Origin of the sequence: Microbacterium sp. MYb54, assembly GCF_002979515.1 — a bacterium.
GTDB lineage: Bacteria > Actinomycetota > Actinomycetes > Actinomycetales > Microbacteriaceae > Microbacterium.
Map to the genome: position 1 here is coordinate 126,664 of NZ_PCPA01000011.1, position 13,487 is coordinate 140,150.

Annotated in this window: 13 protein-coding genes; 7 read left to right on the forward strand and 6 right to left on the reverse strand. The window is 67.3% G+C overall.

The genetic code is table 11. From position 1 onward, the window contains the following. Positions 1–282: 282 nt before the first annotated feature. The 4 genes from CQ040_RS13325 to CQ040_RS13340 all read right to left on the reverse strand — a co-directional run bounded on the left by CQ040_RS13325 (position 283) and on the right by CQ040_RS13340 (position 3,911). Complete coding sequence (locus CQ040_RS13325; RefSeq protein WP_028503530.1) at positions 283–525, reverse strand: acyl-CoA carboxylase subunit epsilon; 243 nt, start codon at positions 523–525, stop codon at positions 283–285. Continuing rightward, entirely contained in the window at positions 522–2,111 is a 1,590-nt protein-coding gene (locus CQ040_RS13330) for an acyl-CoA carboxylase subunit beta (protein WP_374954130.1), read from the reverse strand. Before CQ040_RS13330 ends, CQ040_RS13325 begins: the two co-directional genes overlap by 4 nt. A 90-nt stretch (positions 2,112–2,201) precedes the next feature. Continuing rightward, complete coding sequence (locus CQ040_RS13335; RefSeq protein WP_028503532.1) at positions 2,202–3,140, reverse strand: hypothetical protein; 939 nt, start codon at positions 3,138–3,140, stop codon at positions 2,202–2,204. 78 nt (positions 3,141–3,218) lie between these two features. Beyond that, the gene (locus CQ040_RS13340) at positions 3,219–3,911 is read right to left on the reverse strand and encodes an NTP transferase domain-containing protein (protein WP_028503533.1); all 693 of its coding nucleotides are present in this window, start codon (positions 3,909–3,911) and stop codon (positions 3,219–3,221) included. Between the two features lie 250 nt (positions 3,912–4,161). On the opposite strand from CQ040_RS13340, the gene CQ040_RS21045 reads away from it, so the two are divergent. From CQ040_RS21045 to CQ040_RS13355, 3 genes are read left to right on the forward strand one after another with little or no spacing between them, the layout of a single operon-like run. Continuing rightward, a complete protein-coding gene (locus CQ040_RS21045) occupies positions 4,162–5,985 on the forward strand; it encodes an ABC transporter ATP-binding protein (RefSeq protein WP_258131303.1) in 1,824 nt (607 codons plus the stop codon). After that, on the forward strand, positions 5,961–7,526 hold the full coding sequence (locus CQ040_RS13350) for a hypothetical protein (protein WP_105526833.1): 1,566 nt from the start codon (positions 5,961–5,963) through the stop codon (positions 7,524–7,526). The genes CQ040_RS21045 and CQ040_RS13350 overlap by 25 nt, the downstream gene beginning before the upstream one ends. A 40-nt stretch (positions 7,527–7,566) precedes the next feature. Continuing rightward, entirely contained in the window at positions 7,567–7,833 is a 267-nt protein-coding gene (locus CQ040_RS13355; RefSeq protein ID WP_028503536.1) for a DUF3039 domain-containing protein, read from the forward strand. A gap of 2 nt (positions 7,834–7,835) precedes the next feature. On the opposite strand, the gene CQ040_RS13360 is transcribed toward CQ040_RS13355, so the two are convergent. Further along, complete coding sequence (locus CQ040_RS13360) at positions 7,836–9,161, reverse strand: nicotinate phosphoribosyltransferase (protein ID WP_105526834.1); 1,326 nt, start codon at positions 9,159–9,161, stop codon at positions 7,836–7,838. A gap of 63 nt (positions 9,162–9,224) precedes the next feature. Between CQ040_RS13360 and murI the strand changes: the two genes are divergently transcribed. The 4 genes from murI (at position 9,225) to CQ040_RS13380 (ending at position 12,465) form a co-directional block, all read left to right on the forward strand. Beyond that, on the forward strand, positions 9,225–10,055 hold the full coding sequence (gene murI, locus CQ040_RS13365; protein ID WP_105526835.1) for a glutamate racemase: 831 nt from the start codon (positions 9,225–9,227) through the stop codon (positions 10,053–10,055). A 52-nt stretch (positions 10,056–10,107) separates the two neighbouring features. Then, positions 10,108–10,845, forward strand: coding sequence for a ribonuclease PH (gene rph / locus CQ040_RS13370; RefSeq protein WP_105526836.1), 738 nt, complete (start codon positions 10,108–10,110; stop codon positions 10,843–10,845). After that, positions 10,842–11,441: an RdgB/HAM1 family non-canonical purine NTP pyrophosphatase gene (gene rdgB, locus CQ040_RS13375; protein ID WP_105526837.1), complete on the forward strand. Its 600-nt coding sequence runs from the start codon at positions 10,842–10,844 to the stop codon at positions 11,439–11,441. Before rph ends, rdgB begins: the two co-directional genes overlap by 4 nt. 103 nt (positions 11,442–11,544) lie before the next feature. Next, on the forward strand, positions 11,545–12,465 hold the full coding sequence (locus tag CQ040_RS13380; protein WP_105526838.1) for a cation diffusion facilitator family transporter: 921 nt from the start codon (positions 11,545–11,547) through the stop codon (positions 12,463–12,465). Between the two features lie 33 nt (positions 12,466–12,498). On the opposite strand, the gene ligD is transcribed toward CQ040_RS13380, so the two are convergent. After that, the coding region (ligD, locus tag CQ040_RS13385; protein ID WP_219844765.1) for a non-homologous end-joining DNA ligase at positions 12,499–13,487 on the reverse strand (989 nt) is incomplete at its 5' end.

Consider the following 13,487-nt stretch of genomic DNA (forward strand, 5'->3'; position numbering starts at 1 on the left):
GCGACGCGCGTGTCGAGCGCCTCGTCGAGAGGGGACGCCACCGTCTCGCCGCGCGCTCGGCACCGTCGCGCACCGAGACGACGCAGCCCAGGTTCGAGTCGGGGGCCAACTCCCGACTCTGTGAAGGGACGGGAGAGGCGGCGACGGGGATCGCCGCTGAGCGGGGCGCTGGGGGCCCTGCGACGATCGTCTGCGTGATCCGTGAAGCGGAGGGCTCACGGATCACGCAGACGGCGGCTGGGTGCCTCGAGGAGCGCACGCCACGCGACGTCTGAGCGGCCGTCAGCCGGAGAATCGTCCCCAGGGGATGTCGCGGCGCAGAGGGCGACGCAGCGGGCGCTGCGTCCGGGTCCACGCCGAAACGGACGGCTCATCGGCGACGGCGGCGGCGGCCTCCGTCGCGTAGGCCTCGCTGATCACGGCGATGAGAGCGGCGAGTTCCTCTTCGGTCGCAGCCCCGCGCGTGATCTCGAGCATCGGCGTATCCGTGGCCGATGCATCGTCCGGTGTGTTCTGCGCGGTCACAGCGGGATGTTCCCGTGCTTCTTCGGGGGCAGGTCTGCACGCTTGCCGCGCAGTGCGCGCAGCGCCTTCGCGATAGAGACGCGGGTGTTCGCCGGCTCGATGATGCCGTCGAGCTCTCCACGCTCTGCAGCGAGGAACGGCGAAGCCACATCGTAGGTGTATTCGTTGGCCAGGCGGGTGCGCACGGCGGCGACGTCTTCGCCCGCCTCTTCGGCCTTCTTGATCTCGCCGCGGTACAGGATGTTCACCGCGCCCTGTCCGCCCATGACCGCGATCTCGGCCGTCGGCCAGGCGAGGTTCACGTCAGCGCCGAGCTGCTTGGAGCCCATCACGATGTAGGCGCCGCCATAGGCCTTGCGCAGGATGACCGTGACCAGCGGAACGGTCGCTTCGGCGTATGCGTAGAGGAGCTTCGCACCGCGACGGATGACGCCCTCCCACTCCTGGTCCGTGCCCGGCAGATAGCCGGGAACGTCCACCAGCGTGACGATCGGGATCGAGAACGCATCGCAGAAGCGCACGAAGCGGCTGGCCTTCTCGCCGGCCTCGATGTTCAGCGTGCCGGCCATCTGAGAGGGCTGGTTGGCGATGATGCCGACCGAACGTCCCTCGATACGCCCGAACCCGATGACGATGTTGGGGGCGAACAGCGGCTGGACCTCGAGGAAGTCGCCTTCGTCGACGACATGCTCGATCACCGTGTGGATGTCGTACGGCTGGTTCGTCGAGTCGGGGACGATCGTGTTGAGCACGCGATCGGCGTCGGTCGTCTCGAACTCGAAGGTGCTCTCGTACGTGGGCAGCTCCGCCATGTTGTTGTCCGGCAGGAAGCTGAGGAGCGTGCGCGCGTAATCGATGGCGTCGTCCTCGTCCTCGGCGAGATAGTGCGAGACGCCCGAGCGGGTGTTGTGCGTGTACGCGCCGCCCAGCTCTTCCATGCCGACGTCCTCGCCGGTGACCGTCTTGATCACATCGGGACCGGTGACGAACATCTGGCTGGTCTTGTCGACCATGATCACGAAGTCGGTGAGGGCGGGGGAGTACACAGCTCCTCCGGCGGCCGGGCCCATGATGATGGAGATCTGCGGGATGACACCCGATGCGCGGGTGTTCAGGCGGAAGATCTCGCCGTACTTGCCGAGGGCGACGACGCCCTCCTGGATGCGCGCGCCACCCGAATCGAGGATCCCGATGCAGGGCATCCCACCGGCGAGGGCGAACTCCATGATCTTGATGATCTTCTCGCCGGCGACCTCGCCGAGCGAGCCTCCGAAGGTGGAGAAGTCCTGCGAGTACACAGCGACGGTGCGTCCGTTGATCGTTCCGACGCCGGTGACGACGGAGTCGCCGTAGGGGCGGGAACGATCCATGCCGAAGGCGGTGGTGCGGTGTCGCACATACTCGTCGAACTCGACGAAGCTCCCAGGGTCGACGAGCAGCACGATGCGCTCGCGGGCGGTCATCTTGCCCTTCGCGTGCTGCTTCTCCTTCGCCTTCGCTTCTGCGTCGACGACGGCTTCGGTATAGCGAGCGCGCAGGTCCGCGATCTTGCCGGCGGTGGTAAAGAGGTCGGGCTTGTCCGTCACGGATTCCACCCTATCGTCGGGTCGGCCCGGTCTGTTGGATGCTCGGCACAACGGGTTGCGTGATCCTTTGGCAACCTGCGTGCAAGGCGCTCAGTCCTCGACGGCGTTCTGCTCCAGCGCCGGGTCGGTCTTCGGGCGACGTCCGAGGGAGAGAGCCTTGCGTCCTGCCCACTCCACACCGCGGACTGTGGTGCCCGCAGCGCCGGCCACCGCGTTGCCGGCGTAGCGCGCTCCGCGGAGCATCCGCATCTCCAGCTTCTCGGCTCCGGGTACAGGTTCGAGCTCGATCGGCAGATCCATCGGCGCGGCGCCGAAGGCCCGATGCGACGTGGTGAGCACGCGACGACCCAGGATGTGATTGCCTGCGCCTCCGATCGCAGCACCGATGCCGAACGGAAGGGCCTTGCCGATGACGGAGGCACCGCCCTTCGCGGCGAACTGCTTCACGAACATGCTCTTGAGCTGGTCGACGAGCGGTCCGACAGCGGCTCGAGGCAGCGACTTCGTGACGAGCTCGCCCCAGTACGACGATCTGCTCCCGCCTCGCCCAGCCACCTGCCCCGCGAGCTGTCCGACGAGGTCGACGCCCTCCTTGCCGAGCATCAGCGTCATCACCAACGCGCGTGCGCGGTCGGGGTTCGCGACCGCGATGCCGTGCACCTCCGCGACGGACTGTGCGAACAGCGCGGTCGACTCGACGAAACCGACGGTCTCCACGCCCGAGAGTGCGAGGGTGACACCGGTGCCGATGCCGGGGACGACGGCGGTCGCTCCGACCGCCGCCCCGCCGGTGGTCACCGCTGCGAGGTAGCGCCGTTCGAGGATGCGGATGATCTCGGTGGGCGAGGCCTGGGGATTGCGGAGGCGGATGCTGCGGATGTGGGCCAGCACGAGCGGGCGCTGGATCGACAGCACACGGTCGAGGCCGCGCACCATCATCGGGTGCTCCGCCGACCCGGCAGGAGGTACGGCTTTGTCCCACGGAGCATCGTCCGGGAGCGAATGGATCTTGTGCACCTTGGGGGCCATGGTGCGATCCTATGGAGCCAGTCCGCGAAAACGCCGAAAGCCCGGCCCCACCGGGGGCCGGGCTTTCAGGATGAGTGATCAGACGAAGAGGTTCGCCCGCTCCAGGTCTTCTGCGAAGTCGACCTCGACCGCGTACAGGTCGGAGACGTCCATCGGCTCGAGCAGGAGGCCGTCTTCGGCGATCGCGAGCTCGAGGCCGCGCTCGAAGTAGTCCTGGTCCTCGACGCGCTGCAACTGGCGCATGAACGCCTTCTTGTGCGCAGAGGAGATGTAGTTGATGCCCACGGCCTCACCGAGTCCGCCCTTGACGGTCTTGGAGAGCTCATTGATGAAGCCCTCGGTGGTGACGGTGTACTTCACCTCTTCGTCGCTGACCTTGGAGGTGTTCACCGTCACGAAGGATTGGTCGCGCTCGATGTACTCGAGTGCGCGGCCGAGGATCATCGGGTCGAAGACGACGTCGCCGTTCATCCACAGCACACCACCGCGACCGGTGGCCCCGAGCGCACGGAGCAGGCTCTTGGACGTGTTGGTCTCGTCGTAGCGCTCGTTGTGAACGTAGTTGACCTGTGGGAAAGCGTCGATGATGGTCTCGGCGCGGTAGCCGACGACGGTGGTGATGCGCGCGTCCGACCCGAATGCGGCGCGGATGTTGTCGTGCTGCTGGCCCATGATCGTGCGGCCGTCGCTCAGTTCGGTGAGCGGCTTCGGCAGCGCTCGGCCGAGGCGCGAGCCCATGCCGGCGGCGAGGATTACGGTCTGAAGAGTCACGAGTGCTCCTAAAGGAAGTTGTGTTCACGGTCGATTAACCGACCAGACACTTCGTCGTGCCGCAATCATGGTATCGATTCAGTCTGGGAAGCTCAGGGTCAGGGTGCTCCCGTTGTCATTTCGTGATCGACTACACACCGGACGCACAGGGTTCCGGCCGCAGGTCCGACGCCGAGGAATCTGCAGGATTCGGCGGCGGATTGTTGCGCGGCGGCCTTGGCTTGAGCTCACCCATTGATACCGTAGGACGGTGACTGCCTCCCCTGACGACCGCACCGCCCAGGTGGACGAGACCGAGATCGCGCCTGTGAAGGCTCCGGCGAAGCGCGCGCCGAGGAAGAAGCCGGCTTCAGAGGCTGCTCCGTCCGCAGAGAAGACGTCGCGAACGCCTGCGGAGAAGCCTCCGGTGAAGAAGCCTCCGGTTAAGAAGCCGGCTACTGCGCGCACCCCGGCGGACCCCGGCGCGGCGAAACGCACGCCTGCGAAGCCTGCTGCTGCAAAGACCGGCGCGGCCAAAGCAGCCGCAGAGAAGGCTGCGCCGACTGCGGATGTCGTTGTGGAGCCGCTCGTGAAGGCCTTGATGGACGAGTCATCGAAGAAGTCGTCGTCGACCGCTGGTGCTGCGCGTACCAACGCCGCAGCGCGCAGTGCAGCGACGAAGAACACGGTTGCGCGGTCGGCGGCGACGAAGTCCGCAGCCTCCACGACAGCAGCCGCCGCCCGAACGGCAACGGCTCGGGCGGCCGGTGCGGAGTCGTCGGCATCGACGGCAGCGAAGTCGACGGCAGCGAAGTCTGCAGCGGCCAAGACTGCAGCGGCCAAGGCTGCAGCGGCGAAGGCTGCAGCGGCGAAGTCTGCGGCGGCCAAGTCCACGGCGCGCTCTGAGGCGGCGAAGACCACGACGGCGAAGACCACCGCGGCCAAGGCAGCAGCGGCGAAGACTGCGGCGGCGAAGAAGGCTGCGGCGAAGGCAGCAGCGGACGAGGCGGCGAAGGCAGAAGCCGAAGCGACTCCTCGTGGCGAGCAGGCTTCTACTGTCCAGCCGGTCCCCGTACTCGAGGTGGCTGCCGTCGAGCGTCCGGTCGTCGTCGAATCTGTGCCTGCGCCCGACACCTCTCATTCAGTCGACCCAGCTCCCGTGGCTGAGTCCGTGTCGGCCCCCGAGCCCGTTGCTGCGCCCGTCGACGCGGAGCCGGTGGAGGTCGTGGAAGCCGAACCGGTGGAGGCCGTCGAGGTCGTGGAGGTCGTCGAACCCGTCGTGGAGTCCGACGATGCGGCATCCGACGCCGTCGGCCCTATCGAGGGCCCCTCGGGCAGCGAAGCGATCAGCATTCGCGGTCTCGTGAAGCAGTTCGGCGACAACCGGGCGGTTGACGGCATCGATCTGACCGTCCCCGCCGGGTCCTTCTACGGCGTCGTCGGTCCCAACGGTGCAGGCAAGACGACCACCCTCTCCATCGTCGCCGGTCTTCTCCGCGCCGATGAGGGTCGCGTGGTGATCTGCGGCATCGACCAGGCGAAACAGCCCCAGGCTGCGAAGCGCCTGATGGGTGTGCTGCCCGACCGGTTGCGTACGTTCGACCGGCTCACGGGACGTCAACTGCTCTTCTACTACGGGTTGCTGCGCGGGCTCGCCGCCGATGTCATCGAGAAGCGCGCGGCAGATCTCGCCCGCGCGTTCGATCTCGGCGATGCCCTCAGCCGGGTCGTGTCCGACTACTCGGCTGGTATGACGAAGAAGATCATGCTCGCCGGAGCCATGATCCACTCTCCGCGCGTACTCGTTCTCGATGAGCCGTTCGAATCGGTGGATCCGGTGTCCTCTGCCGTCATCCTCGACATCCTCCGCGCCTACGTCTCGCACGGCGGCACGGTGATCCTCTCCAGCCACGGCATGGATCTCGTCGAGCGCGTCTGCTCGCGCGTCGCGATCATAGTCGGCGGCGAAGTGCTCGCTGAGGGCACGATCGACGAGGTGCGAGCGGGGCAGACCCTCGAGGCGCGCTTCGTCGAACTGGCCGGATCCACCGGAGAGGTGGAGGGGCTCGAGTGGCTGCACACGTTCTCCGACTGAGGCTCGCGCTTCTCCTCGGCTCCCTGCGTGGCGAACGCCGCGTTCGCACCCTTGTCGCGTTCACTGCAGTAGTCGCGGTCACCGTCGTGGTGTGCCTCGCGGTGTTCAGCCTCGCGAGTGCTCCTGTTCCCGTAGCTCGCGCGGTCACCGTGCTCGGTGGCGCAGCTCTTCTGCTCGGCTTCTTCGTCGGCCCGATCCTCGTCGGGGCAGTCGACCAGCTCGATCCTCGACGCTTCGCGGTCTTCGGCGTCGACGAGCGCCAGATGCCGTGGATGCTCGCACTGGCCACTCTCATCAGCGTGCCGACTCTGGCCCTTCTCGCCGTCTACATCAGCGTCTGCATCGTCGCCACGGCGGCGGGGACGCCCTGGCCTCTCGCGGTGTTGATGACGCTGGTCGGTGTGGTCACGACCGTTCTGACTTCGCGGATCGGAATGGCGATCAATGCGCTGCTCCTTCCGGAGCGCCGCTCCCGCGAGCTCACAGCGCTGTTCGCACTCGCACTCCTCGTGATCGCCTTCCCCGTCGCGGTGTTCTTCGGATCGCTGCGCTGGGACGGTCTCGTGCCGGCTTCCCTGGCGACCCTGTCGACGGTGTTCGGCTACAGCCCGTTCGCCGCGTCGCCCGCCTTCCTGTTCGATGCGGCAGCGGGAGAGACCGCATCCGCCTGGGCGAGTGGCGTCGTCGCAGTGCTCACCGTCGGGTTCCTGTGGATGGCGTGGACCTGGCTCGTCCGGCGCCTGCTGACGACCACGGAGCGCCCGGTCGCATCGAGGGAGCGCACAGGTCTCGGCTGGTTCGGGTTGCTGCCATCGAACGCATTCGGAGCGATCGCGGCCCGAAGCCTCGTGTACTGGTTCCGTGATCGCCGGTACATCATGAACATCATCGTGGTGCCGGTGGCCGGGGTGCTCACCGTGCTTCCGCTCATCGTCGCGGGGGTTCCCCTCGAAGTCGCAGCACTCGTCCCCGTGCCAGTGATGGCGCTGTTCTTCGGCTGGCTGCCGCACAATGACGTCGCCTACGATTCGACGGCGTTGTGGACCCACGTCGCCAGTGGAGTCAGAGGCCTTCCCGATCGTCTGGGGCGTCTCGTCCCCGTCCTGCTCGTGGCGATCCCCGTCCTCGCGGTCGCGGTTCCGCTCTCCCTCCTGTTGATCGGGAACTGGAGTCTGCTGCTGCCACTCAGCGGCCTCGCCGCGAGCCTGCTGTTCTCCGCGCTCGGCATCTCGAGCATCGTCTCGGTGGTGGCTCCCTACGCGGTCTCCCGCCCCGGGGACAGCCCGTTCCAGCAGCCGCAGCGACCCACTTCGCGCGGTGCCTACGGGCCTGCTGCCGCGTTCCTCGGAGCGATCGTGCTCAGCGTGCCGACGATCTGGCTGTTCGCGGCCACGATCGTCGACGGCTCCGCATACGCGCCGGCGACGTTCTGGGTGGGAATCCTCATCGGGCTCATGGCGCTGGCGGCAGGTGCAGTCATCGGAGGGCGCATCTTCGAGCGCAGCGGCGAGCGGTTGATGGAGTTCGTCGAGACCGCGTGACCACCGCCCGCGAGGGTCTCGACGCCGCTAGACTCTCGGGATGAGTACTCCGCTGGACAGCCCCGATCAGGGCGGCGTGGCAACGCTTGATCGCGAACTGGAAGAGCTTCTCCGCGAGGAGAATCTCGAACCGGGCGACCATGAGCGCTTCTCGCATTACGTGAAGAAGGACAAGATCCTCGAGTCCGCGATCACCGGCAAGCCGGTGCGCGCGTTGTGCGGCAAGAAATGGACCCCGGGCCGCGACCCGGAGAAGTTCCCGATCTGCCCCACCTGCAAGGAGATCTACGAGTCGATGGTCGGCTGACCTCAGTCGGCTTCGACGTACACGGTGGGAATCGCCGGGTCGGACTTGCTGAGCGCGAGAGCGCGCACCGGGAGCTCCTCGCGCACACGCAGGTGGTGTGCGCGTGCGGCCACCGTTCCCCCGACGCCCTCGTAAGCGGTGTCGATGTCGCCTCCCTCGACGAACGTCACCTGCAGGGGACGGCCGTCTCGGTGCTCGTCGGGGGTGTCGAGTTGCTCGAAGCCGTCTGAGACCACGACCGTCTCGGCGGTCGCCACACCGTCGACCAAGGTGCGGAAGGCGGCCTTGCGCCCTCCGTGCGAGCCCTTGTCGGTTGAGGCCTTGGCGACACCGATCCATGACCCCGCGGCATCCTGCCGGGCTACGAGCTTGTAGACCATGCTCGCGGTGGGGTAACCGGACCCCGTGACCACCGACGTGCCGACTCCGTAGGCGTCGACGGGCGAAGCGGCGAGAGCCGCGATCGCATACTCGTCGAGGTCGCTCGTGACGGTGATGCGCGTCGATGTCGCCCCGAGTTCGTCGAGCTGCGCCCGAACGGCGCCGGCGACGATGGGGAGGTCGCCCGAGTCGATGCGCACACCGCCGAGCTGGGTGCCGGCGACCCGGATCGCGGTCTCGACGCCGGTGGGGATGTCGTAGGTGTCGACGAGCAGGGTCGTGGCGATGCCCATGCTCTCGACCTGGGCGCGGAAGGCCTCTTCCTCTGTGTCGTGCAGGAGCGTCCAGGAGTGGGCTGCCGTTCCCATCGTGGGGATGCCCCAGCTCCGTCCGGCCTCGAGGTTGCTCGTGGCGCCGAACCCGGCGATGTACGCGGCTCGGGCCGCCGCGACCGCAGAGCGCTCGGCCGCCCGGCGGGAACCCATCTCCGCCAGTGGTCGCTCTCCCGCGGCTATGCTCATGCGCGATGCGGCGGTGGCAACAGCGGAATCGTGGTTGAGCACGCTCAGAGCGAGGGTCTCCAGGACGACAGCGTCCGCGAAGCTCCCCTCGACGGTGAGGATGGGGGAGCCGGGGAAGTAGAGCTCTCCCTCGCGGTAGCCGTGGATCGAGCCGGTGAATCGGTAGTTCTCGAGGTGCTTGATCGATGCGGCGTCCACGACCTTCTCGTCGCGGAGGAAACGCAGCTCATCCTCACCGAAGCGGAAGTCGCGCAGCAGTCCGAGCAGACGCCCGGTGCCGGCGACGACGCCGAAACGCCTCCCGCCAGACAACCGTCGGGAGAACAGTTCGAAGACGCTGGGGCGGAACGCCGTCCTGTCCCGGAGGGAGGCGGCGAGCATCGTCAGCTCATAGCGGTCGGTGAGCAGCGCCGTCGACGTGGTCATGCGCTCAGTTTAGTGAGCGGGCGGATGCGCGCGGCGGGTCGCGCGCGGGTAGGCTTGGGAGTCATGAACGACGCGCCGATCGGGATCTTCGACTCCGGTGTCGGCGGGCTCACGGTGGCGCGGGCCATCCGCGCCCAGCTGCCCCGCGAGTCGTTCGTCTACATCGGCGACACCGCGCATTCCCCGTACGGGCCCAAACCCATCGCCGACGTGCGCCGTTACTCCCTCGAGGTGCTCGACACACTCGTCGATCAGGGCGTGAAGATGCTGGTGATCGCGTGCAACACCGCATCTGCCGCCATGCTCCGCGACGCGCGCGAGCGCTATGACGTCCCGGTCGTCGAGGTGATCGGTCCCGCTGTGCGTCGCGCCGTCTCCACGACCCGCAACGGGCGTGTCGGCGTGATCGGCACAGTCGGCACCATCGGCTCGCGGGCGTACCAGGACATGCTCGAGGTGAACGAGAGGCTGCAGGTCTTCACCGCTGCATGCCCACGATTCGTCGAGTTCGTCGAGGGAGGGATCACAGGCACTCCCGAGGTGCTCGCCGTCGCCGAGGAGTATCTCGCTCCGCTGCGGGATGCTGACGTCGACACGCTCGTGCTCGGCTGTACGCACTACCCGTTCCTGCGCGGTGCCATCAGCTACGTCATGGGCGAGGGCGTCACGCTCGTGTCCAGCGACGACGAGACCGCCGGCGATGTCTACCGTCAGTTGGTCCGAGGCGACCTGCTCGCATCGCCTGATGCCGCGGCGAGTTATGTCTATGAGGCCACCGGCGCGTCGACCGATGACTTCACCGCGCTGGCGAACCGCCTGATGGGCCGTGAAGTCCGCGATGTGCAGCTCGTCCAGACCGGCGTGATAACTCTTCCCGAATCCACCTTCGAGTAACTCGTACCGAGTCGTCCCGACTCGATTCACCACCCCGACCTGAGAGAAGCACATGACCGATATCGTCCGCGTCGACGGCCGTTCCACCGATCAGCTGCGCGAGATCACCATCGAGCGCGGCTGGAGCGCGCACGCCGAAGGATCGGCCCTGATCAGCTTCGGGGGCACCAAGGTGCTGTGCACAGCCTCGTTCACCAACGGCGTCCCGCGCTGGTTGACGGGCAAGGGCAAGGGGTGGGTCACGGCCGAGTACTCCATGCTTCCTCGCGCCACCAACAGCCGCAACGACCGTGAGAGCGTCAAGGGACGCATCGGCGGGCGTACGCACGAGATCTCCCGCCTCATCGGCCGCGCATTGCGTGCGGTCGTCGACACGAAGGCACTGGGGGAGAACACGATCGTCATCGACTGCGACGTGCTGCAGGCAGACGGCGGAACTCGCACCGCGGCCATCACCGGGGCCTACGTGGCTCTCGCGGACGCGATCGAGTGGGGCAGGGAGAAGAAGTTCATCGGCAAGAACTCCACACCGCTGCTCGACTCCGTCGCCGCCGTCTCGGTCGGGATCATCGACGGAGAGCCCATGCTCGACCTGGCATATGTCGAAGACGTGCGCGCCGAGACCGACATGAACATCGTGGTGACGGGTCGTGGTCTCTTCGTCGAGGTGCAGGGCACCGCCGAGGGCGCGCCGTTCGACAAGCGCGAGCTGGATGCTCTGCTCGAGCTCGGTGTCGCCGGGTGCGCCGATCTGAAGGGCCTGCAGCTCGCCGCGCTGGCGGGGGAATGACGATGCAGGTCGTCCTCGCGACGCACAACTCGCACAAGGTCGCGGAGTTCCAGCAGATCGTCGCGCAGGCACGCCCCGACCTCGAGATCGTCGGCTACGACGGTCCTGAGCCGGTGGAAGACGGCGTGACGTTCGCCGAGAATGCGCTCATCAAGGCGCGGGCGGCCGCCGCTCACACAGGGCTCGCTGCTCTCGCCGACGACTCCGGCATCTGCGTCGATGTTCTCGGCGGCTCACCCGGCGTGTTCTCCGCGTACTGGGCGGGCCAGAAGAAGGATGCGGCGGCGAACCTCGAGCTGCTTCTCGATCAGCTCCGAGACATCGCCGACCCGCATCGCGCAGCGCACTTCACCTCGTCGATCGCGCTCGTGCTGACCGACGGCCGGGAGCACGTCGTGGAGGGACGCTGGCCCGGGCGCCTGGCCAAGGCGGCGTCCGGAGTGGGCGGCTTCGGCTACGACCCGATCTTCCTTCCCGACGGGCAGCCTTCGGGGCAGGAGCGATCGGTGGGAGAGTTCACCGCCGACGAGAAGCAGGTGCAGTCGCACCGCGCGCGGGCCTTCGCCGAGCTGGTTCCACTGCTCGCCGGGCTCTGAGCGTCTCGGCCACGAGAAACCGCTGCTGAAGCTGAGAATCGTTACCCTTCCCGACTAGCCGCAACCCGCCTCCTGGGCCCGTCTGCCGGTCTAGCCTGGGGGCATGCACGATCACGCACCCGCTTCCGGCGGCATCCGTTCGGCGAGCAGCCGACGTCTGCTCGCGATCTCTCTTTCGCTCACAGCGACGGTGATGATCGTCCAGGTCATCGGTGCTCTCCTCTCCGGTTCACTCGCTCTGCTCGCCGATGCCGCGCACATGTTCACGGATGCTTCCGGCCTCGTGATCGCGCTCATCGCGGCGACTGTCGCCGCACGCCCGGCCGACGATCGGCGAACCTTCGGGTATCAGCGCGCCGAGGTCTTCGGCGCTCTGATCAACGCCGTGATCCTGATCGCCCTCGCGACCTGGGTCGCGATCGAGGGCATCGGGCGACTCGTCAACCCGGGTGACGTGGAAGTCGCCGGCGGACTCATGCTGGTCGTCGCGGTGGTCGGACTGCTCGCGAACGCCGTGTCGATGTGGCTGCTGAGTCGTGCGCAGCGCACCAGCATCAATGTGCGTGGTGCCTACCTCGAGGTCATGGGCGACCTGATCGGATCCGCTGCAGTCATCGTCGCCGCTGTGGTCATCCTCATCACCGGATGGATGCCGGCCGATGCCATCGCCTCGCTGTTCATCGCGGCGATGATCATCCCTCGTGCGATCTCGCTCCTGCGGGAGGTGTTCTCGGTCCTCGCCGAGTCTGCGCCGAAGGGCACCGCCGTGAGTGAGATCCGCACGCACCTGCTCGGCTACGATGGTGTCGTCGGGGTGCACGACGTGCATGTGTGGCAGCTGACTCGAGGAGCGCCCGTGTTCACGGCGCACGTCAGCATCGAGCCGGAGCTGTTCACGGATGGGCGATCAGCGCAGCTGCTCACCGAGATGCAGTCATGCCTCGCGGATCATTTCGACGTGGCGCACTCCACGTTCCAGATCGAGCCTGCGGAACAATCGGACTGCGAACCGCACCACGCCTGAACGATCAGCCGTGGCATGCGCGGTGGACGAGGCTCAGCTCGTCTCGACCACGATCTCCTCTGCGGTCTTGTCCGGACGAAGCCCACGCCAGCGTGCATGGCGGAGCACTCCGTCCGGAGTCCAGTTCGCGAACTCGACCTCCCCGACGATCTCAGGGCGAACCCAGAGCGCGTCTGAGGCATCGGGACCGGGCACCCCGTCGAGCGGGGCTGAGGGCACGCGGAGCGGCCCGAGCCGCTCGAGAAGATCGTGCAGGATCCGGTCCGTGAAGCCGGTACCCACTCGGCCGACGTAGCGCAGCCCGCCACCGCCTCGTCTCGAATCTGGTACGGCGAGCAGCAGCGAACCGAGAGTGCTCTCGCGGTCGCCCTTGCCCGGACGGATGCCTACGATGACGACTTCCTGCATCCGAGTGTGCTTGAGCTTCAGCCAGGAGGACGAGCGCTGCCCCGGGCGGTACCTCGACCGCGGATCCTTGACGACGACGCCCTCGAGGCCGAACTCCCGACTCGCGGCGAGGGCCGCATCGACGTCGTCGAACACGGGAGGGACCTGCACAGGGGCATCGAGGTCGGCGATCATCTCCTCGAGCAGGGTCCGACGCTCCCGCAGCGACATGCCGGTGAGGTCGTGACCGTCGAGGCGCAGCAGGTCGAACAGCATGTACACGATGGGCGTGCGCACCACTTCACGCTCGATCTCCCGCGGACGGGTGAGGTGCATCCGGTTCTGCAGGAGGGAGAAGCTCGGGCGACCGTGAGAGTCGAAGGCCACGATCTCCCCATCGACGACGGCGTCCGCGACAGGGAGGAACGGCGCGCCGTCGGCCGTGAGTTCGGGGTATCGTGCCGTGATGTCGGTGCCGCGACGCGCGTGCAGGAGCATCCGTCCGTCCGCCCAGGTACCCATCGCACGGATGCCGTCCCATTTCACCTCCACCCAGGAGGGGTCGCTCAGAGCGCGTGCGACGCCGGGGGTGCTGTTCTCGGCGAGCATCGGTGCCAGCGATGCCGCGATCGGAG